At 72.5% G+C, this 20,727-nt stretch carries 19 protein-coding genes; 16 read left to right on the top strand and 3 right to left on the bottom strand.

Annotation, left to right across the window (positions count from 1 at the left end; genetic code table 11):
• Positions 1-6: 6 nt before the first annotated feature.
• A complete protein-coding gene (locus AC07FV_RS09885; RefSeq protein WP_479085999.1) occupies positions 7-1,140 on the bottom strand; it encodes a YihY/virulence factor BrkB family protein in 1,134 nt (377 codons plus the stop codon).
• 99 nt (positions 1,141-1,239) lie between these two features.
• Between AC07FV_RS09885 and AC07FV_RS09880 the strand changes: the two genes are divergently transcribed.
• From AC07FV_RS09880 to AC07FV_RS09810, 15 genes are all read left to right on the top strand, one after another.
• Positions 1,240-2,883 (top strand): acyl-CoA dehydrogenase family protein, encoded by a 1,644-nt coding sequence (locus tag AC07FV_RS09880; protein ID WP_479085997.1) that lies wholly within the window; start codon positions 1,240-1,242, stop codon positions 2,881-2,883.
• Between the two features lie 243 nt (positions 2,884-3,126).
• Positions 3,127-4,416, top strand: coding sequence for a helix-turn-helix domain-containing protein (locus AC07FV_RS09875; protein ID WP_479085996.1), 1,290 nt, complete (start codon positions 3,127-3,129; stop codon positions 4,414-4,416).
• 218 nt (positions 4,417-4,634) lie between these two features.
• On the top strand, positions 4,635-5,942 hold the full coding sequence (locus AC07FV_RS09870; RefSeq protein WP_479085995.1) for a hypothetical protein: 1,308 nt from the start codon (positions 4,635-4,637) through the stop codon (positions 5,940-5,942).
• Between the two features lie 65 nt (positions 5,943-6,007).
• Positions 6,008-6,580, top strand: coding sequence for a GNAT family N-acetyltransferase (locus AC07FV_RS09865; RefSeq protein WP_479085994.1), 573 nt, complete (start codon positions 6,008-6,010; stop codon positions 6,578-6,580).
• Positions 6,581-6,721: 141 nt separating this feature from the next.
• Entirely contained in the window at positions 6,722-6,805 is an 84-nt protein-coding gene (locus tag AC07FV_RS09860; protein WP_309475039.1) for a putative leader peptide, read from the top strand.
• Positions 6,806-6,934: 129 nt separating this feature from the next.
• The gene (sirA, locus tag AC07FV_RS09855) at positions 6,935-8,632 is read left to right on the top strand and encodes a sulfite reductase SirA (protein WP_384691792.1); all 1,698 of its coding nucleotides are present in this window, start codon (positions 6,935-6,937) and stop codon (positions 8,630-8,632) included.
• Entirely contained in the window at positions 8,629-8,808 is a 180-nt protein-coding gene (locus tag AC07FV_RS09850; protein WP_053138995.1) for a hypothetical protein, read from the top strand. The genes sirA and AC07FV_RS09850 overlap by 4 nt, the downstream gene beginning before the upstream one ends.
• Positions 8,805-9,515: a phosphoadenylyl-sulfate reductase gene (locus AC07FV_RS09845; RefSeq protein WP_383639048.1), complete on the top strand. Its 711-nt coding sequence runs from the start codon at positions 8,805-8,807 to the stop codon at positions 9,513-9,515. Before AC07FV_RS09850 ends, AC07FV_RS09845 begins: the two co-directional genes overlap by 4 nt.
• Before the next feature lies 1 nt (position 9,516).
• Complete coding sequence (gene cysC, locus AC07FV_RS09840) at positions 9,517-10,086, top strand: adenylyl-sulfate kinase (RefSeq protein ID WP_479085993.1); 570 nt, start codon at positions 9,517-9,519, stop codon at positions 10,084-10,086.
• On the top strand, positions 10,083-11,018 hold the full coding sequence (gene cysD / locus AC07FV_RS09835; protein ID WP_384691782.1) for a sulfate adenylyltransferase subunit CysD: 936 nt from the start codon (positions 10,083-10,085) through the stop codon (positions 11,016-11,018). The genes cysC and cysD overlap by 4 nt, the downstream gene beginning before the upstream one ends.
• Positions 11,019-11,020: 2 nt before the next feature.
• Positions 11,021-12,376, top strand: a complete 1,356-nt coding sequence (locus AC07FV_RS09830; protein WP_479085992.1) for a sulfate adenylyltransferase subunit 1 — start codon at positions 11,021-11,023, stop codon at positions 12,374-12,376.
• A 239-nt stretch (positions 12,377-12,615) separates the two neighbouring features.
• Positions 12,616-13,719, top strand: a complete 1,104-nt coding sequence (locus tag AC07FV_RS09825) for an aliphatic sulfonate ABC transporter substrate-binding protein (protein WP_479085991.1) — start codon at positions 12,616-12,618, stop codon at positions 13,717-13,719.
• A 33-nt stretch (positions 13,720-13,752) separates the two neighbouring features.
• Positions 13,753-14,547, top strand: coding sequence for an ABC transporter ATP-binding protein (locus AC07FV_RS09820; RefSeq protein ID WP_391968600.1), 795 nt, complete (start codon positions 13,753-13,755; stop codon positions 14,545-14,547).
• Positions 14,534-15,451, top strand: coding sequence for an ABC transporter permease (locus AC07FV_RS09815; protein ID WP_479085989.1), 918 nt, complete (start codon positions 14,534-14,536; stop codon positions 15,449-15,451). Before AC07FV_RS09820 ends, AC07FV_RS09815 begins: the two co-directional genes overlap by 14 nt.
• Before the next feature lie 8 nt (positions 15,452-15,459).
• The gene (locus AC07FV_RS09810) at positions 15,460-16,197 is read left to right on the top strand and encodes a sirohydrochlorin chelatase (protein WP_479085988.1); all 738 of its coding nucleotides are present in this window, start codon (positions 15,460-15,462) and stop codon (positions 16,195-16,197) included.
• Between the two features lie 36 nt (positions 16,198-16,233).
• Here AC07FV_RS09810 and AC07FV_RS09805 read toward each other — a convergent pair whose 3' ends face one another.
• Positions 16,234-16,782 carry a DUF1697 domain-containing protein gene (locus tag AC07FV_RS09805; RefSeq protein WP_479085986.1) on the bottom strand — a complete coding sequence of 183 codons (549 nt, stop codon included), beginning with the start codon at positions 16,780-16,782 and terminating at the stop codon, positions 16,234-16,236.
• 372 nt (positions 16,783-17,154) lie between these two features.
• Here AC07FV_RS09805 and AC07FV_RS09800 point away from each other — a divergent pair, with 372 nt between their 5' ends.
• Positions 17,155-19,422 (top strand): MMPL family transporter, encoded by a 2,268-nt coding sequence (locus tag AC07FV_RS09800; protein ID WP_479085985.1) that lies wholly within the window; start codon positions 17,155-17,157, stop codon positions 19,420-19,422.
• Between the two features lie 76 nt (positions 19,423-19,498).
• Here AC07FV_RS09800 and mgt read toward each other — a convergent pair whose 3' ends face one another.
• On the bottom strand, positions 19,499-20,701 hold the full coding sequence (gene mgt / locus AC07FV_RS09795; protein ID WP_479085984.1) for a macrolide-inactivating glycosyltransferase: 1,203 nt from the start codon (positions 20,699-20,701) through the stop codon (positions 19,499-19,501).
• Between the last annotated feature and the right edge of the window lie 26 nt (positions 20,702-20,727).

The raw sequence follows: 20,727 nt of genomic DNA, 5'->3' as shown, positions 1-20,727 counted from the left end.
GGCCGGTCAGGAGGCCTCCGGCTTGTCGTGGTTCGCGGGCGGGTGGTTCTTCACGTGGGTCCGCAGGCGGGCCGTGACGTCCTCGGGCGGCAGGAAGCGGGACCAGCGTTCCGGGAACTCGGAGGGCATGTCGGGGTCCGCCTCGCCGCTCGCGGCGGCCCGGGCCACGTACTCGGCGACCTGGGCCTGCCGCAGCCGCTCGTTGGCCTCGCGGGCGGCCGCGGTGGCGGCGGCGGGCCACACCCGGTCGATGGCCGCGTTGACAGCGGCTCCGACCAGCACCGCGAACGCCGACACACCGATCCACAGCAGCACGGCGACGGGCGCGGCGAGCGACCCGTAGATGGTGGGGCCCTCGACGGTGCTGGTGAGGTAGATGCGCAGCAGGAAACTGCCGAGCACCCACATCGCGAGGGCCACCAGGGCGCCGGGCACGTCCTCGATCCACGGGGAGCGCACGGGCACCGAGACGTGGTAGAGCGTGGTCAGGAAGGCGACGGACAGGATGATGACGACCGGCCAGTACAGCACCTGGACGACCGTCGTCGACCACGGCACGATCCGGACCACGGCGTCGGGTCCGGCCACCATCAGCGGCAGCGCGACCGACCCGATCAGCAGGGCCACCAGGAACAGCAGGAAGGCCATGAGGCGGGTCTTGACGATCCCCCGGACGCCGTCGAGGCCGTACATCACGGTGATGGTGTCGATGAAGACGTTCACCGCGCGGGAGCCCGACCACAGGGCGAACAGGAATCCGATGGAGATGACGTCCGGGCGGCCGCCCTTCATCACGTCGTCCAGGATCGGCTCGGTGATCTGCTGGACGCCCCGCTCGGAGAGCACCGCGCGGGAGGCGTCCAGGATGTTGGTGCGCAGGCTCTCGGTGGTGTCGGCGCCGATCCACAGGTCGACGTACCCGAGCAGGCCGAGGACGGACAGCAGCAGGGGCGGCACCGACAGCAGGGTGAAGAACGCGGCCTCGGCGGCCAGGCCGAGGATGCGGTACTCCATGCACGAGTTGACGGTGTCCTTGAGCAGCAGCCAGGCGGTCCTGCGTTTGGAGACGTTCCGGTACAGGACCCGGACGCGATGGAGCCGGCCGGAGGGCCGTTCGGGGGATTCACTTGCTGGCTGCACGCCCTAAAGGTATCCGCAGCGGGGGGCCGCACTCATCCGCGGACGCCCGTCGGCCGGTGCCGCCTCCGCGCCGGTCCCCGGCACGGTAGGTTCACGGTCATGGCAGGCAGTACCCACACCGTGACGAATCAGGCCCCGCCGCTGGTCGGCCACGACGTCTTCACCACCGACCGGGTGCTGACGGCGGCGGTCGAGCGGCACCTGGCACCGGAACTGCGCGAGGAGGCCCGCGCCGAGCTGTCGGGCCTGGGCCGCAGTTGCGGGTCCGTGCAGAGCAGGGAGTGGGGCGTACAGGCCGACGAGAACCCGCCGAGACTGCGCACCCACGACCGCTACGGCCACCGCGTCGACGAGGTCGACTTCCACCCGGCGTGGCACCGGCTGCTCGGCAAGGGCGTCGCCGCGGGCCTGACCGACGCCCGGTCCCGGCCGGGCGGGCAGGTGACGCGCGCGGCCGGGTTCCTGATGTGGACCCAGGTGGAGGCCGGCACCTGCTGTCCCCTGTCGATGACCCACGCGGCCGTGCCGGCCCTGCGCGCCGACCCGGAGCTGGCCGCGGAGTGGGAGCCGCGGCTGACCTCGCGGGTGTACGACCGGGAGCTGCGGCCCGCCCCGCTGAAGGCCGGGGTGCTGTTCGGGATGGCCATGACGGAGAAGCAGGGCGGCAGCGACGTCCGGGCGGGCAGCACCGCCGCCCGTCCGCTGGCCGAGGACGGCGCGTACGAGCTGACCGGGCACAAGTGGTTCTGCTCGGCGCCGATGTCGGACGGCTTCCTGGTGCTGGCGCAGGCCCCGGGCGGGCTGACCTGCTTCCTGGTGCCCCGCGTCCTGCCGGACGGGACCCGCAACGCGTTCCTGATCCAGCGGCTGAAGGACAAGCTGGGCAACCGGTCCAACGCCTCCGCCGAGGTCGAGTTCGCCGGGACCTGGGCGCGCCGGGTCGGCGAGGAGGGGCGCGGGGTGCGCACCGTCATCGGCATGGTGGCGGCGACCCGGCTGGACTGCGTGCTGGGGTCGGCGGGACTGATGCGGCGGGCCGTCGCCGAGGCGGTGCACCACTGCACGTACCGGAAGGCGTTCGGCGCGCCCCTCGTCGACCAGCCGCTCATGCGCAACGTCCTCGCGGACCTCGCGGTCGAGTCGGAGGCGGCGACCACGCTGGCGGTGCGGCTGGCGGCGGCCCAGGACGCGGCCGGAGGCGGTGACGAGCGGGAGCGGGCGCTGCTGCGGCTCGCGGTGCCGGTGGCCAAGTACTGGGTGACCAAGCGGTGCGCGCCGGTGGCGGTGGAGGCCGCCGAGTGCCTGGGCGGCAACGGGTACGTCGAGGAGTCCGGGATGCCCCGGCTGGTGCGCGAGTCGCCGCTGAACTCGATCTGGGAGGGCGCCGGCAACGTACAGGCGCTGGACGTGCTGCGGGCGCTCGGACGGGAACCGCTGGCGATGGACGCCTACCTGACGGAAGTGGGCCTGGCGCGCGGCGCCGACCACCGCCTGGACGCCGCGATCAGGGGACTGCTGACGGAACTGGCCGATCTGGGGGCCGCCGAGGGGCGGGCGCGGCGGCTGGTGGAGCGGCTGGCGCTGGTGCTCCAGGGCTCGCTGCTGGTGAGGTACGCGCCGCCCGAGGTCGCCGACGCGTTCTGCGCGGCCCGGCTGGGCGGCGACGGGGGCATGGCCTTCGGCACGCTGCCGCCCACGCTCGATCTGGCGTCGATCGTGGAGCGGGCCCGCCCGGTGGCCTGATCGCGCCCGTGTGGCGCGGGGGTGGTGCTGCGCCGACACGGCACCACCCCCACCACACGGGCCTGTTCGGGCCGCGTTCGCCGCACGGGGCGGCGTGACTCCAGTTTGGACACCGGCCGGGCGGTCCACCAGGGTTGCAGGGGGTTGCAACTTGCCGTCGGCCGTGTGCGGACCGTGTTCCGCGGGGCACGGGCAGGCGGGCCCCCACGAGATGGACATCCGGCTTCCGGAAGGACGGGACCAGTGGCGCTCTCGCCGATGGACGTGACGCGGCTCGCCGCCGTCGACACGAGGAGCGCGGCGCGCATGCTCAGCGAGGTCCGCTCCGCGCGGCTCTCGGGCGGACGGGCCCCGGTGGCGCCGCGTCCGGTGATCGAGCAGTCCTGGGAGCGGATGCTGCGCAGCGGCGTCGACCCGGAGCACGACTTCCGCGCGGGGCTGCTGCCCCCGGACGAGGTCCGGCGGCGCCGCGAGGCCTCGCCGCTGCGGCACGTGCTGCCGGTCCTGCGCGAGGGCCTGCTGTCCGTCGCGGACGTCGCGCAGCACATCATGGTGGTCGCCGACGACGAGGGCCGGCTGCTGTGGCGGGAGGGCAGCGCGCCCGTGCTGCGCAAGGCCGACGGGCTGGGCTTCGAACTCGGGGCGGACTGGCGCGAAGAGGTGGTCGGGACCAACGGCGTGGGGACGCCGGCGGTCACCCGGCGGCCCGTCCAGGTGTTCGCCTCCGAGCACTTCGTGCGGTCCCAGGCGACCTGGACCTGCGCCGGCGCGCCCATCAGCGATCCGCGCAGCGGCCGGCTGCTCGGCGTGGTCGACGTGAGCGGGCCGCTGACGACGATGCATCCGGCCACGCTCGCCTGGGTCGACTCGGTCGCCAAGCTCGCCGAGGCCCGGCTGCGCGAGCTGCACGCCCGGTCCCTGGAGCGGCTGCGGGCGGTGGCGGCGCCGGTGCTGGCCCGGCTCGGCGGCCGGGCCCTGGTCACGGACCGGGAGGGCTGGACGGCGGCGGTGACGGGGATGCCGTACCTGGACCGGGTGGTGCTGCCCGGGCCCCCGGTGGCGGGACGGCGGTGGCTGCCGTCGCTCGGCGCGTGCACCGTGGAGCCGCTGGGCGAGGGCTGGCTGGTGCGGGCGGCCGAGGAGCCGGCGGTGAGCGGGGGCGTCCGGGTGGTGCTGGACCTCGGGCAGCCGCGCCGCTGGTCGGTCCGGGTGCTGGGAGGCGCGGAGGCGTGGACGCGGGGACTGAGCGCCCGGCACGCGGAGCTGCTGTACCTGCTGGCCGTCCACCGCGCCGGCCGCAGTGCCGCGGAGCTGGCCGAGGACCTGTTCGGCGACCCGGCGCGCACGGTGACGGTGCGGGCCGAGATGTCCCGGGTGCGGAGGTACCTCGGGGCCTATCTGGAACACCGGCCGTATCGTTTCTGCGCCGCTGCGGAGGTGGAACTCGTCCTCCCGGACGACCCCCGCGACCTCCTCCCCCACTCCACGGCCCCGACGGTGACGGCGCACCGGGCCACGCGCCCGGCGCCCTGACCGCCCGCCTCGGCCCGGCGGAACGCCCGCCCGCCGGGCGTCCGGCACGCCGAGCACGCCCGCCCGGGGTGCCGAGACGCTACGTTTCCGCATATTTGCATCGTCCGCGTCCGCGGACCCGCCCGTCTGCCGTAGCATCCTCTACGGACCGCGCCAGCCGCTCACCGGTCAACGCGACCACCGTCGAGCCCAGTTGGTCCGGTGCCTGTGGAGGTTTGATGAAGCACCGCGGCAGACACCGCCGACGCAGGCGGAGCCGGGCGCTGCGCGCGGCCCTGGCCGGTGCGGCTCTCGCGCTGACCGGCGCCGCCACGATGATCAGCGCCTCGCAGGCCACGGTCGCCGACGACCCCGGCGCCCTCGAGCCCCTCACCTCGGCCGCCCGGACCGACGCCCTGCGCCTGACCGAGCACCGGGTACCGCGCCCCTGGCTCGACCGCCTCTCCGACGCGATGGGCGAACCGGTGGGCGTCTCCACCGTCCTCGGCTCCGCCGACCGCACCCTGCGCGACGCCGCCGAGTGCACGACCGGTGAGCGGGAGGCGCTGCCGGTCTTCCCCGCGGCCACCCGGGCCTACTGCTGGGACCAGGACGACACCGAGGGCTGGCGGCCCGGCGCGGTCACCACCTCCGGGGACGCCGGGGCGGACGGCCGCTGGGGCGCCCACCGCGTGGTCCTCTCCGCGTGGACCCGCGACGACGGCACGCCCGAGGGCGGCCTCGCCCGGGTCTCCTTCGTCGACGCGGACGCTCCCGACCGGCCCGGCTACGCCTCGGCCCTCCTCGCCGTCCCGGTCGACCGCGGCCACGACTACCGGGGGCTCGCCTCCCCGGTCTCCGGCATGGTCTGGTACCAGGACAAACTGCTGGTCACCACCGGCGCCGGTGGTCGTGAGGCGCTGTACGTGTACGACCTGGACCTGATCCAGCGCGCCACCACCGACGCTGACGCGGTCGGCCGGGTGCCCGGGGGCTGGGCGGCGGACGGCCACCCGTACGTCCTGCCCGCCGTCGCCTCGTACCGGCTCCCCGACACCTCGGGCGCGGCGCGTCCCGCCGCGATCTCCCTGGACCGCGGCACGGCCCCGGTCAGCCTGGTGGCGAGCGAGCGGGTGCCCGCCGACGGCGACCGCCCCACCCGGCTCTGGCGCTACGCGTTCAGCGCCGATCCCGCCCGTGCCGGGTTGCCGGCCGTCGACTCCGCGGGACACGTCGACGCGGTGGAGGCCTTCGAGACGGGGGCGGCCGAGGTGGGCGGCGTCCTCTCGCACCGCCCGCCCGGCGCGGCGCGAGCCGACTGGTACCTGGGCCGCGCGGCCGGCGGGGACGAAGGGCGCGGGACCCTGTGGCGCCAGGACGCGGAGGCGGCCCGGGCCGCGGAGTGCGGGGCGGACCGCTCGCAGCGGTGCTGGAGCGGACAGGCGGGCTCCCTGTCGTACTGGGACGCGACCGGTGAGGTCTGGTCCCAGTCGGGCCGCATGCTGTTCGCGGTGCCGCTGACGTCGATCGAGGACGCGCTCGACTGACGCCCGCCCCCGGGGGTCCGGACGGGAGATGACAGATCCGCGGAGCGGATGGTTCCCTGACCGGCATGACCAACATCGCCGTGACCACCTGGTCCCTGGAGCAGACGGCGCCGACCGATCTGCTGCCGGCCGCCGCGCCGGAGGGGGACGTCCGGATCGTCCGCTCCGAGGTGCCCTCCCCCGAGTTCAGCCGGTTCCTGTACGCCTCGGTCGGCGGGGACATCCGCTGGACGGACCGGCTCGGCTGGAGTCACGCGCGGTGGCGGGAGCACCTGGAGCGGCCCGGGGTGGAGACCTGGGTCGCCCACGACCACGGCACCCCCGCCGGGTACGTGGAGCTGTCGTCCGGCGACGACGGGGTGGTGGAGATCGAGTACTTCGGCCTGATTCCGGCTTTCCGCGGCCGGCGCATCGGTGGTCACCTGCTCTCGTACGGCACCGCCCGCGCCTGGGACCTGGCGGACCGCTGGCCGGGCCTGGCCACGACCAAGCGGGTGTGGCTGCACACGTGCAGCAAGGACGGCGCGTTCGCGATGGACAACTACCAGCGCCGCGGCTTCCGCCTCTTCGACACCAAGGTCGAGGAGGAACCGGACGTCGCCACTCCCGGGCCGTGGCCCAGGGCGTTCCCGGCCTGACCGCGCGCCGGTCCTGACCAGCACCGGCGAGGACCGACGACCATGTGACCCACACCACCCTTGTCTCGCCGTACGAGACAAGGGTGTCTGCATCGTGGACAAAGCTGGACGGTGTTCAGATCGTCGTGCCAGGCTTCCGCCATGCCTGGAACTGGAATTGCCTTGGTGAGTCGGCGGCACGTCGACCTCGGCCGCATGTCCAGCGCCATCTGTCCGGGCCGCTGAGAGCTTTCTCCAGCACTACCGGATCCCCGCAGTCGCCTCATTCCCGCGCAACGCCGCGCATCCATGCCCGTGCGCGCACACGCGCAGGTCAGAGCCGCATTTCCGCCTGCCCCGAAGGACGTGTCATCCATGGCCGCCACGCCGCCGAATCCTGCTGCCGCGACCCCCCGCCGCAAGGTGAGCCGTCACCGCGGCGAGGGTCAGTGGGCGGCCGGTCACTTCACCCCGCTCAACGGCAACGAGCAGGTGAAGAAGGACGACGACGGTCTCAACGTGCGGACACGTATTGAGACGATCTACTCCAAGCGCGGTTTCGACTCGATCGACCCCAGTGACCTGCGCGGACGCATGCGCTGGTGGGGTCTGTACACCCAGCGCAAGCAGGGCATCGACGGCGGGAAGACGGCCGTCCTGGAGCCGGAGGAGCTGGACGACAGCTACTTCATGCTGCGCGTGCGCGTGGACGGCGGCGCGCTGACCACCGCGCAGCTGCGCGTCATCGGCGAGATCTCGCAGGAGTTCGCGCGCGGCACCGCCGACATCACCGACCGGCAGAACGTCCAGTACCACTGGATCCGGATCGAGGACGTCCCCGAGATCTGGAACCGGCTGGAGGGCGTCGGCCTGTCCACGGTCACCGCCTGCGGCGACACGCCCCGCGTGATGATCGGCTCCCCGGTCGCGGGCATCGCCGAGGACGAGATCATCGACGGCACGCCGGCCCTGGAGGAGATGAAGCGCCGGGTCCTGAACAACCCGGCGTACTCGAACCTGCCGCGCAAGTTCAAGACCGCGATCTCCGGGTCGCCGGTACTGGACGTGGTGCACGAGATCAACGACGTGGCCTTCGTCGGCGTCGAGCACCCCGAGCACGGGCCGGGCTTCGACCTGTGGGTCGGCGGCGGCCTGTCCACCAACCCCAAGCTGGGCGTGCGCCTGAACGCCTGGGTGCCGATCGAGGACGTGCCGGACGTCTACGAGGGCGTCATCTCGATCTTCCGTGACTACGGCTACCGGCGGCTGCGCAACCGCGCCCGCCTGAAGTTCCTGGTCGCCGACTGGGGCCCGGAGAAGTTCCGCCAGGTGCTGGAGGACGAGTACCTGAAGCGGAAGCTGACCGACGGCCCGGCGCCCGCCGACCCCACCAGCCGCTGGCGCGACCACATCGGCGTGCACCGGCAGAAGGACGGCCGCTTCTACGTCGGCTTCGCCCCGCGCGTCGGTCGCGTCGACGGCACGATCCTCACCAAGGTCGCCGACCTGGCGGAGGCGCACGGCTCGGGCCGGGTGCGCACCACGGTCGAGCAGAAGATGATCGTCCTCGACGTCGAGGAGGGGCAGGTCGACTCCCTGGTGGAGTCCCTGGAGGCGCTGGACCTCACCGCCCGGCCCTCCACGTTCCGGCGCGGCACCATGGCCTGCACCGGCATCGAGTTCTGCAAGCTCGCCATCGTCGAGACCAAGGCGCGCGGCGCCTCGCTGATCGACGAGCTGGAGCGCCGGCTCCCGGAGTTCGACGAGCCCCTCACCATCAACCTCAACGGCTGCCCCAACGCCTGCGCCCGCATCCAGACCGCGGACATCGGTCTCAAGGGCCAGCTGGTCCTGAACGCCGAGGGCGAGCAGGTCGAGGGTTACCAGGTCCACCTGGGCGGCGCCCTCGGCCTGGAGCCCGGCTTCGGCCGCAAGGTGCGCGGACTCAAGGTCACGGCGGAGGAGCTGCCGGACTACGTGGAGCGCGTGCTCAAGCGCTACGAGGCCGAGCGCGAGGACGGCGAGCGCTTCGCCACCTGGGCGGCCCGCGCCACCGAGGAGGCCCTGTCATGAGCGAGCGTGCCGCGCCGTTCTACTGCCCCTACTGCGGCGACGAGGACCTGCGTCCCCACGAGGAAGGACACGGCGCCTGGGAATGCGGGGCGTGCAACCGCGCATTCCAGTTGAAGTTCCTCGGGCTCCTCGCCCGGGGTCTTCAGCCCAACTCCACGGGAGGGGAACCGATATGACGGCGGTTCAGGAAGAGCGTACGACCGAGGAACTCAAGGCACTGGCCGAGCGGGCGGGCCGCGAGCTGGAGGACGCCTCCGCGCTGGACATCCTCCGGTGGGCGGCCGACACCTTCGGCGGCCGCTTCTGCGTGACCTCCTCCATGGAGGACGCGGTCGTCGCCCACCTGGCCTCCCGCGCCCTGCCCGGCGTGGACGTGGTGTTCCTCGACACCGGCTACCACTTCCCGGAGACCATCGGCACCCGGGACGCGGTCGAGGCCGTGATGGACGTCAACGTCATCACGCTCACCCCGCGGCAGACGGTCGCCGAGCAGGACGCCGAGTACGGCCCGAGGCTGCACGACCGCGACCCCGACCTGTGCTGCGCGCTGCGCAAGGTCAAGCCGCTGGAGGAGGGTCTGAAGGGCTACCAGGCCTGGGCGACCGGCCTGCGCCGCGACGAGTCGGAGACCCGCGCGAACACCCCCGTCGTCGGCTGGGACGAGAAGCGGCGCAAGGTGAAGGTCTCCCCCATCGCCAAGTGGTCACAGGAAGATGTGCAAACGTACGTCGACGAGCACGGAGTCCTCACCAACCCGCTGCTGACGGACGGCTATGCCTCCGTGGGCTGCGCGCCCTGCACCCGCCGCGTGCTGGAGGGCGAGGACGCCCGCGCCGGCCGCTGGGCGGGCCGTTCCAAGACCGAGTGCGGACTGCACGGCTGACATGACGACGACCACCGATCTTCAGGAGAACCCTGTGACGACCGGAGCCACCGTCTGGCTCACGGGTCTGCCCAGTGCCGGCAAGACCACCATCGCGTACGAGCTGGCCGACCGCCTCCGGGCGGCGGGCCGGCGCGTGGAGCTGCTCGACGGCGACGAGATCCGCGAGTTCCTCTCGGCGGGCCTCGGCTTCAGCCGCGAGGACCGGCACACCAACGTGCAGCGCATCGGCTTCGTCGCCGAACTGCTCGCCCGCAACGGCGTCACCGCGCTGGTCCCGGTGATCGCCCCCTACGCGGACAGCCGGGACGCCGTCCGCAAGCGGCACGAGGCGAACGGCACGGCGTACGTGGAGGTGCACGTGGCGACCCCGGTCGAGGTCTGCTCGGTGCGCGACGTGAAGGGCCTGTACGCCAAGCAGGCCGCGGGCGAGCTGACCGGGCTCACCGGGGTCGACGACCCGTACGAGGAGCCCGTCGCGCCCGACCTGCGGATCGAGTCGCAGGACCAGACCGTGCAGGAGTCCGCCGCGGCGGTCCACGCCCTGCTCACCGAAAGGGGACTGGCATGACGACGACCGTCGCAGCGGTGGAGGGGACGGCGGGCCCGTACACCCTCTCCCACCTCGACGCCCTCGAGTCCGAGGCGGTGCACATCTTCCGCGAGGTGGCGGGCGAGTTCGAGCGGCCGGTGATCCTCTTCTCCGGCGGCAAGGACTCCATCGTCATGCTGCACCTGGCGCTGAAGGCGTTCGCCCCCGCGGCGGTCCCCTTCTCGCTGCTGCACGTGGACACCGGGCACAACTTCCCCGAGGTGCTGGAGTACCGGGACCGCACGGTGGAGCGGCACGGACTGCGCCTGCACGTCGCCTCCGTCCAGGACTACATCGACCGGGGTGTGCTCAAGGAGCGTCCGGACGGCACCCGCAACCCGCTCCAGACCCTCCCGCTGACCGAGAAGATCCAGGCGGAGCGGTTCGACGCCGTCTTCGGCGGCGGGCGCCGCGACGAGGAGAAGGCCCGCGCCAAGGAGCGGGTGTTCTCGCTGCGCGACGAGTTCTCCCAGTGGGACCCGCGCCGCCAGCGCCCCGAGCTGTGGAACCTGTACAACGGCCGGCACGCCCCCGGCGAGCACGTCCGGGTCTTCCCGCTGTCCAACTGGACCGAGCTGGACGTGTGGCAGTACATCGCCCGCGAGGGCATCGAGCTGCCGCAGATCTACTACGCCCACGAGCGGGAGGTCTTCGCCCGGTCCGGGATGTGGCTGACGGCCGGCGAGTGGGGCGGCCCGAAGGACGGCGAGACGGTGGAGAAGCGGCGGGTCCGCTACCGCACCGTCGGCGACATGTCCTGCACCGGAGCCGTCGACTCCGACGCCGACGGCATCGAGAAGGTGATCGCCGAGATCGCCGCCTCCCGGCTCACCGAGCGCGGCGCCACACGCGCCGACGACAAGATGTCCGAGGCCGCGATGGAAGACCGCAAGCGCGAGGGGTACTTCTAGCCATGACCAGCACCGCCGAACCCGTCGAGCCGCTCTCCGTCGAGCAGCTGTCCGAGACCACCCTGCTGCGGTTCGCCACCGCCGGGTCCGTCGACGACGGCAAGTCCACCCTGGTGGGCCGTCTGCTGCACGACTCCAAGTCGATCCTCACCGACCAGCTGGAGGCCGTGGAGCGGGCCTCCGCAAGCCGCGGCCAGGAGGCCCCGGACCTCGCGCTGCTCACCGACGGCCTGCGGGCCGAGCGGGAGCAGGGCATCACCATCGACGTGGCCTACCGCTACTTCGCCACCCCGCGCCGCCGGTTCATCCTGGCCGACACCCCGGGGCACGTGCAGTACACCCGGAACATGGTCACCGGCGCCTCCACGGCCGAGCTGACGGTGATCCTGGTCGACGCGCGCAACGGCGTGGTCGAGCAGACCCGCCGGCACGCCGCGATCGCCGCCCTGCTGCGGGTCCCGCACGTCGTCCTCGCCGTCAACAAGATGGACCTGGTCGACTACCGGGAGCCCGTGTTCGCCGCCATCGCCGAGGAGTTCACGGCGTACGCGACCGAGCTGGGCGTCCCGGAGGTCACCGCGATCCCCATCTCGGCGCTCGCGGGCGACAACGTGGTGGAGCCCTCGGCGGTCATGGACTGGTACGGCGGCCCGACGGTGCTGGAGCACCTGGAGACCGTCCCGGTCAGCCACGACCTGGCGCACTGCCACGCCCGGCTGCCCGTGCAGTACGTGATCCGGCCGCAGACCGCCGAGCACCCCGACTACCGCGGTTACGCGGGCCAGATCGCCGCGGGCACCTTCCGCGTCGGCGACCCGGTCACCGTGCTGCCGTCGGGCCGCACCTCGACGGTGTCCGGCATCGACGTGCTCGGCGACGCGGTCGACACCGCGTGGACGCCGCAGTCGGTGACGCTGCTGCTGGAGGACGACATCGACGTCTCGCGCGGGGACCTGATCGTGCCGAGCGAGGACGCCCCCGCCACCAGCCAGGACGTCGAGGCCACGGTCTGCCACGTCGCCGACGCGCCGCTCACCGTGGGCCACCGCGTGCTCATCAAGCACGGCACCCGCACGGTGAAGGCGATCGTCAAGGACATCCCGGCCCGGCTCACGCTGGACGACCTGTCCCTGCACCCGCACCCCGGACAGCTCGTCGCCAACGACATCGGCCGGGTGAAGATCCGCACCGCGGAGCCGCTGCCCGCCGACTCCTACGCGGACTCCCGCCGCACCGGGTCGTTCATCCTGATCGACCCGAGCGACGGCACCACGCTCACCGCCGGGATGGTCGGCGAGTCCTTCGCCGCCCCGGAGCCGGTCAAGGACGCGGCGGACGACGACGGGTGGGACTTCTGACCATGCGTTCCCCGGACTTCTACTCCACGTTCGCCAAGGAGGGCGGCCGCGTCGGCAGCGGCTCCCTCGGCAGCGGGCAGGGCGGGGTCGGGCGATGTGCGCGGTGACGTACGCGCACTGCTCGCGCGCCCACACCCCCCACCCGCACAGCCGAAGACATGCCGACCTCCCGGCCACGACCTGACACCTCGGACCCACCGACAGGCGTGACCGCCGGGCCAACGAGAGGAAAGCCTCCCGTGCCTGCCAACACCGCTCTGCGCCGCACCCTCGCGGTCATAGCCGCCCTGCCCCTCCTCACCCTCGCCGCCTGCGGCTACGGCTCCGAGGCCGAGGACGAGGACACCGCGAAGGTCGCCGCCGGCGCCGAGAAGATCGACGGTCTCGACTCCGTCCGCATCGGTTACTTCGGCAACGTCACCCACGCCACCGCCCTGGTCGGCAACCAGAAGGGCTTCTTCCAGAAGGCGCTGGGCGCCACCGAGGCCAAGTACGCGACCTTCAACGCCGGCCCGTCCGAGATCGAGGCCCTGAACTCCGGGTCCATCGACATCGGCTGGATCGGCCCCTCCCCGTCGATCAACGGGTACACCAAGTCGGGCGGCAAGAACCTGCGGATCATCGGCGGTTCGGCCTCGGGTGGGGTGAAGCTGGTGGTGAACCCCGAGAAGATCAAGTCGCTGAAGGACGTCAAGGGCAAGCGCATCGCCACCCCGCAGCTGGGCAACACCCAGGACGTGGCGTTCCTCAACTGGGTCGCCGAGCAGGGCTGGAAGGTCGACGCGCAGAGCGGCAAGGGCGACGTGACGGTCGTCCGCAGCGACAACAAGGTCACGCCCGACGCCTACAAGGCGGGTTCCCTGGACGGCGCCTGGGTGCCGGAGCCGACCGCGTCCAAGCTGGTCGCCGAGGGCGGCAAGGTCCTGCTGGACGAGTCGACGCTGTGGCCGGACGAGAAGTTCGTGATCACGAACATCATCGTGTCGCAGAAGTTCCTCAAGGAGCACCCGAAGGCCGTCGAGGCCGTGCTGAAGGCCTCGGTCGACACCAACGAGTGGATCAAGGCCAACCCGGACGAGGCGAAGGCCGCGGCCAACAAGCAGCTGGAGAAGGACACGGGCAAGGCCCTGCCGGCCGAGGTCCTGGACCCGGCGTGGCAGTCGATCGAGGTCACCGACGACCCGCTGGCCGCCACCCTCGACGCCCAGGCCGAGCACGCCGTGAAGGCGGGCCTGCTGGACGAGCCCAGCCTTCAGGGCATCTACGACCTGCGGCCGCTCAACAAGGTCCTCGGGGCCAAGGGCAGGCCCGCGGTCGACGACGCCGGTCTCGGCGCGAAGTAGCCGGATCCCGACCATCCCCAGGAGGTGACGACCATGGCCACGACCACGACGCTCGCCAAGGCCGACGAGGGTACCGCGGCGGTCACGCACGCGGCCCGGATCGAGCACGTCTCGAAGTCGTTCCCGGGCCCCGCCGGGCAGCAGCTCGTGCTGGACGACATCACCCTCGATGTCGCGCCCGGCGAGTTCGTCACCCTCCTGGGGGCATCCGGCTGCGGCAAGTCCACGCTGCTGAACCTGGTGGCGGGGCTGGACCGGCCGAGCGCCGGCGCGATCTCCACCGACGGGCGGCCGGCCCTGATGTTCCAGGAGCACGCGCTGTTCCCGTGGCTGACCGCGGGCAAGAACATCGAACTCGCCCTGAAGCTGCGGGGCGTGCCCAAGGCCGAACGCCGGGAGAAGGCGGAGGAGCTGCTCGAACTCGTCCGGCTCAAGGGCGCCCACGGCAAGCGGGTGCACGAACTGTCGGGCGGTATGCGCCAGCGGGTGGCGCTGGCCCGGGCACTCGCCCAGGAGAGCAAGCTGCTGCTGATGGACGAGCCGTTCGCGGCGCTGGACGCCATCACCCGGGACGTGCTGCACGACGAGCTGACCCGGATCTGGCGCGAGACGCGGCTGTCCGTCCTGTTCGTCACGCACAACGTGCGCGAGGCCGTCCGGCTCGCGGAGCGCGTGGTGCTGCTCTCCTCCCGCCCCGGGCGCATCGCCCGCGAGTGGACGGTCGGCATCCCGCACCCGCGCCGCATCGAGGACACCGAGGTGGCGGAGCTGTCCGTCGAGATCACCGAAGAACTGCGTGGGGAGATCCGCCGCCATGGCCAGCACTGACACGACCCGCCCGGCGAAGGACACGGGGGCCGGCGCCGGGGACGGCGGCGACCTCGCCGGTCTGGAGGCCGGCCTGGACGCACTGGAGACGGTGCAGCAGCGCCGCAAGCCCTTCCGGCAGACCTTCGTGGAGAAGATCCTGCCGCCCGCCCTCGCCGTCCTGCTGGTGCTGGCGGTGTGGCAGGGACTCGTCTCCTTCGACGTGGTCGACGACCCGACCAAGCTGCCCGCCCCGTCCGCGGTGTGGGACGTGGTCCACCAGGCGTGGCTGGAGGGCGAGCTGCTCGGCTACATCTGGACCAGCGTCTCGCGCGGTCTGTTCGGCTTCTGCCTCGCGCTGCTGATCGGCACTCCGCTGGGGCTGCTGGTGGCACGGGTGAAGTTCGTGCGCGCGGCGATCGGCCCGATCCTGTCCGGGCTCCAGTCGCTGCCCTCGGTGGCCTGGGTGCCGCCGGCCGTGATCTGGCTGGGCCTGAACGACAAGATGATGTACGCGGTGATCCTGCTCGGCGCGGTGCCGTCCATCGCCAACGGCCTGGTGTCGGGCGTGGACCAGGTGTCCCCGCTCTTCCTGCGCGCCGGCCGCACGCTGGGTGCGACGGGGCTGAAGGGCACCTGGCACGTCGTCCTCCCGGCGGCGCTGCCCGGTTACGTCGCCGGTCTGAAGCAGGGCTGGGCGTTCTCCTGGCGGTCCCTGATGGCCGCCGAGATCATCGCCTCCTTCCCCGACCTCGGGGTGGGCCTCGGCCAGTTGCTGGAGAACGGCCGCAACGCCAGCGACATGGCCATGGTCTTCGAGGCCATCCTGCTGATCCTGACCGTGGGCATCGCCATCGACCTGCTGATCTTCAGCCCGCTGGAGCGGTGGGTGCTGCGCAGCCGCGGCCTGCTGGTGAAGGGCTGACGACGGTCGTGTCCACTCCGGTCCTCCTGGTCATCGCCCACGGCAGCCGCGACCCGCGGCACGCCGCGACCGTGCACGCCCTGGTCCGCCGGGTCAGGGCGCTGCGGCCGGACGTCCGGGTGGAGACCGGCTTCCTGGACTTCAACGTGCCCTCGGTGCAGGGCGTGCTGGAGTCCCTGGAGACGGAGGGCGTGCGGGACGTGGTGGCGCTGCCGCTGCTGCTGACCCGCGCCTTCCACGCCAAGGCCGACATCCCGGCGGTCCTCGCCGACGCGCCGCCGCGCCTGCGCATCCGGCAGGCGGACGTGCTCGGCCCCTCCCCCCTGCTGCTGTCGGCGCTGGAACGGCGCCTGTACGAGGCGGGCCTGACGCCCGCCGACAAGTCCTCGACCGGGGTCGTGCTGGCCTCGGCGGGGTCCTCCGACCCGGAGGCGATCGCAGTGATCGCAGAAATCGCGCGGGAGTGGCGGCACACCGGTTGGTGCGCCGTGCGGCCTGCGTTCGCCTCCGCATCCCTTCCCCGCACCGAGGACGCGGTACGGGAACTGCGGGAGCTGGGCTGCCCGCGCGTCGCCGTCGCCCCCTACGTCCTGGCCCCCGGGTTCCTTCCGGACCGCATCGCGCGGGGCGCGGCCGGGGCCGACGTGCTGGCGGACGTCCTCGGCCCTTCGCCGGAGGTGGCGCGGGTGCTGCTGCGCCGGTACGACCGGGCGCGGGTGCCGGTGCTGGCGGCGGTGGGCGCCTGACCTGGCGTCCGCACGGATGCGGGGGCCTTCGGTGCGCTAGGCGGCGGTCATCTCCACCAGTTTGACGACGGTGTTCCAGTTGCGGGTGGTGGCGGTCAGGCCCTTGGTCACGCGGGGCCTGGCGAGTGCCTCGGCGAGCCTGGAGCGGCCGAGGCCCTCGGGTGCGTAGAGGTAGAGGGCGCGGTCGGTGAGGCGGAACTCCTCGGGGAGGAAGCGCGCCCGGTCGATCGCCGCGAAGCGTTCCTCGTCCACCGGCGCGGAGAAGTAGGTGACGTGGAGCTGCTTGGCCTCCAGATCGGCGGCCGGGAACGGGCAGGCGTCCGCGATGCCCTTCAGATAGGCGTGGTCGCGCACGAGCACGTCCACGGCGAAGCCGAAGCGCTTCTCGATCGCCGACGACAACTCCGCGGCCAGGGAATCCTCGTCGCCGACGCCGGACGCGAACACGGCCTGCCCGCTCTGGAGATGGGTGCTCACGCGGTCGTGGCCGAGTTCCGCCAGGAGGGCGCGCAGCTCCGCCATCGGAAGCTTCCTGGCGCCGCCCACGTTGACCCCGCGCAGCAGCGCCGCGTACATCGTCGTCATGCGCACACCATAGGGCGGCCGTCGTGCCCCGTGGGGGTGGGCACGACGGCCGCGTCCGCGCCGAGCGGACGTGCGCGCCACTCTCGCCGATGCGGTGCGCGGGCTTCAACCACTACGCGCGCCTGTGACTTATTCAACAACTCTTCGAAAGAGGCCGGGGAGGCGCCACGCCCCCGTCACCACCCGGACCGGTCCCGATAGATGTAGGGGACCATGTCCTCCTCAGCGGTGAGGAACGTCGGTACAAGGGGATGAGCCGGCGCCGCCGCGGGTCACCGGGGAGCACGACGAGATGGCTTTATCCGGCCCCTACCTTCGAGGAGGAAGGTGACGGCAGGGGGCTGTCACCGCTCACAAGGGGGCAAGCCCGTCATGGGGAACGGAGAAACACGGGTGCGGGGCATAGCCGCCCGGGCCGGCGGCTGGAGCGCCCGGCACCGATGGGCTGCCGTGGGGATCTGGGTGCTGTTCGTCGTCCTGGCGATGGGGCTCGGCTCGGCGGCCGGGCGGGTCGACGTCAAGGACAGCGACCAGCTGAGCGGGGAGACGCACACCGCCGCGAGGATCATCGAGGACGCCGGGATCGAGGAGCCGGCCGGGGAGACCGTCCTGGTCCAGGCGGAGGACGGCGGGTTGAAGGCCACCGACGCCGAGTTCCGTGCCGCGGTGACCGCGGTGATGGCGGCGGTGGAGGACACCGGCGAGGTCACCGGCGTGTCCTCCCCGTACGACACGAAGACGATCTCGCGGGACGGCCGCAGCGCGCTGGTCCAGTTCGACATGCGCGGCGAGGCGGACACCGCGGGCGAGCGGGTCGAGCCGGTGCTGAAGGCCGTCGAGGGCGTCCAGGAGGAGCACGGCTCACTGCGGATCGAGGAGATCGGCAGCGCCAGCATGATGAAGACGTTCGACGACGCGTTCGGCGACGACTTCAAGAAGGCCGAGTACTCCGCGGTGCCGGTGGCCCTCGGCATCCTGCTCGTCGCGTTCGGCGCGCTGGTGGCGGCGCTGGTCCCGGTGGCGCTGGCGATCACCGCGATCATGGCGACGATGGGCCTGATGGGACTGATCAGCCACTTCCAGCCGATGAGCGAGACCGCCAACTCGGTGATGCTGCTGGTCGGTCTGGCCGTCGGCGTCGACTACTGCCTGTTCTACCTGCGCCGCGAACGCGAGGAGCGCGCCGCCGGTCGGGACGCGCAGACGGCCCTGCGGATCGCCGCCGCCACCAGCGGCCGGGCGATCGTCGTCTCCGGTGTCACGGTCTGCGTGGCGATGGCGGGCATGCTCTTCACCGGCATCGCCGAGTTCCAGGCGATGGGGCTGGCCTCGCTGATGGTCGTCGCGGTCGCGATGGTCGGTTCGGTGACGGTGCTGCCCGCGCTGCTCTCCCTGCTGGGTGAGCGGGTCGAGAAGGGCCGCCTCCCCTTCCTGCGCCGGCGCAGGAAGGACGGCGCCGCCGAGGGCAGCCGGTTCTGGACAGCCGTCCTGGACCGGGTGCTCGCCAGGCCGGTGCTCGCCGCCGCCGTGGCGACCGGCGCGCTGCTGGCCGTCGCCGCGCCCGCGCTCGGCATGAAGACGCAGAACCTGACGCTGGACCAGGAGTTCGGCGACTCGCTGCCGATCGTCCAGACGTACGACCGCGTCAACGAGGCCTTCCCCGGCGGTTCCGACCCGGCCGAGGTGGTCGTGAAGGCCGACGACATCAACGCGCCCGAGGTCAGGGACGCGCTCGCCGAGTTCCGTGAGCGTGCGGTCGGTTCCGGGGCCTCGCGCGGCCCGGTCGACGTCGTCATGCACGACGAGCGGAACGTCGCCCTGGTGTACGTCCCGCTGGTCGGCGGATCGGACCTGGACAAGGCGGGCGAGAGCCTGGACCGGCTGCGGGACGAGGTACGGCCGGCGACGTTCGGCGAGGTCGACGGCGTCGAGGCCCCGATCACCGGTCAGGTCGCCGGGTCGAAGGACTTCAACGACCAGATCGTCGGCTCGGTCCTGCCCGTCTTCGTCTTCGTGGTGATCTTCGCCTTCGCGCTGATGCTGCTGTCGTTCCGCTCGCTGACGATCGCGCTGACCTCGATCGTGCTCAACCTGCTGTCGGTGGGCGCGGCCTACGGCATCCTGGTCGCCGTCTTCCAGCACGGCTGGGGCGCCTCGCTGGTGGGCGCGGAGGGGGTCGGCGCCATCATCTCCTGGCTGCCGCTGTTCCTCTTCGTGATCCTGTTCGGCCTGTCGATGGACTACCACGTGTTCGTGGTCTCCCGGATCCGCGAGGCGCGGCTGCGCGGGCGGACCACCGGCGACGCCATCCGGCACGGGGTGGTCACCACGGCCGGCGTCGTCACCAGTGCCGCGGTCATCATGGTCGCCGTGTTCGCCATCTTCGGCACGCTGTCCATGCAGTCCATGAAGCAGATGGGCGTGGGCCTGGCGGCGGCGGTGCTGATCGACGCGACGGTCATCCGGGGTGTCCTGCTGCCGGCCGTGATGGCCCTGCTGGGCGAGCGCAACTGGTACCTGCCGAAGTGGCTGCACCGGCTGCCCGACCTCACCCACGACGAGTCGCCCGCGGCGGTCGTGCCCGCGGCCCGGGACGACGAGGGCGAGCGCGGGGAGCGGGGCGAGCGGATCAGGGTCTGAGCGTCCCGGCACCACGGCGAGGGCCCGCCGGTTCCGTGGAACCGGCGGGCCCTCGGCGTCCCCTCCTGCGCTGCGGTCAGGCCTTCGCCGCCGCCAGCTCCGCCTCGATCAGGTCGGCGGCCCGCCGGGTGCCGCCCTCCCGGGCCATCCCGGCCTGGATCTCCTTCAGCCGCCGTGCCACCTCGGGGTCCCCGGCCAGGGCGAGGCCCGCGGTGCGCAGCGCCTCGGCGGTGGCCTCCTCGGCGGGCAGGTGGCGGCCGACGCCGAGCCCCTGGAGCATGTCCGCGTTGCCGAACTGGTCCACGGCCTGCGGTACCGCGATTATCGGCGTGGCGGTGGCGAGGCCCTCCTGACTGCCGCCCGCGCCCGCGTGCGTGACGAACAGGTCGGCCTGCTTCAGGATCGCCAGCTGCGGCACCCAGGAACGGACCTCCACGTTGCCCGGTACGTCGCCCAGCTCGGCGGCGTCGACGTGCCGGCCGATCTGGAGCACCACGTGCCAGCCGGGCAGCTCGGCGAACGCCTCGACGCACGCCCGGTAGAACGCCGGCCGCTTGGTGAAGGAGGACCCCAGCGAGACGAGGACGACCTTCTCCGCGCCCTCGGGACGCCGCCAGTCGCCCTCGGCGGCGCGGTCGCCCTGGCAGGCGCCGACGAAGGTGTGCCTCTCCTCGTCGACCCGGTCGGCGTGCGGCTGGAGCGCCTTCGGGATGAGCACCAGCGACCGGTCGGGACGGCCGACGAAGGGGTCGGGGTCCTCGGTGATCCCGTTCTCCTCCAGCCAGCCGCGGAAGCGGGCGTCGTACGCCCGGCCGCGCTCGGTCTTCAGCGGCTCCTCCCACGTCGGCCGGCCGACCTCCTCCTCGTACCCCTCCCAGGCGACCAGGTTCGGCGAGAGCGAGACGGCGGGGACGCCCCAGCGGTGGGCGAGGACGCGGGCCGGGTACGAGGTGATGTCGTGCAGGACCAGGTCCGGCTCGTCGCCCTCGTACGCCTCGACGAGCTGCGGGAGGGCCTGGATCGCGTCGTCCAGGAACGGCTCGACGTTGTCCAGCAGTGTGGTCCCCCAGGCGTCCGGGTCGGCGTCGGGGCCGGGCAGCGTGCTCTTCCACAGCTTGGGCTCGGCGCCCGTCTCGGCGACCTTCTCGGCGAAGAGCGGCGGGATCGCGTAGGTCACCCGGTGCCCTCGGGCGACGAGTTCCCGGATCACTTCCAGGCTGGGATTCACGTGGCCGTGCGCGGCGATGGAGAACATGGCGATATGAGCGGGATCATGCATGCGCGGAGCGTAGTCAAGACGATACG

Source organism: Streptomyces sp. NPDC045956 (assembly GCF_056430705.1).
This window is presented reverse-complemented; position numbering and strand designations above follow the sequence as displayed.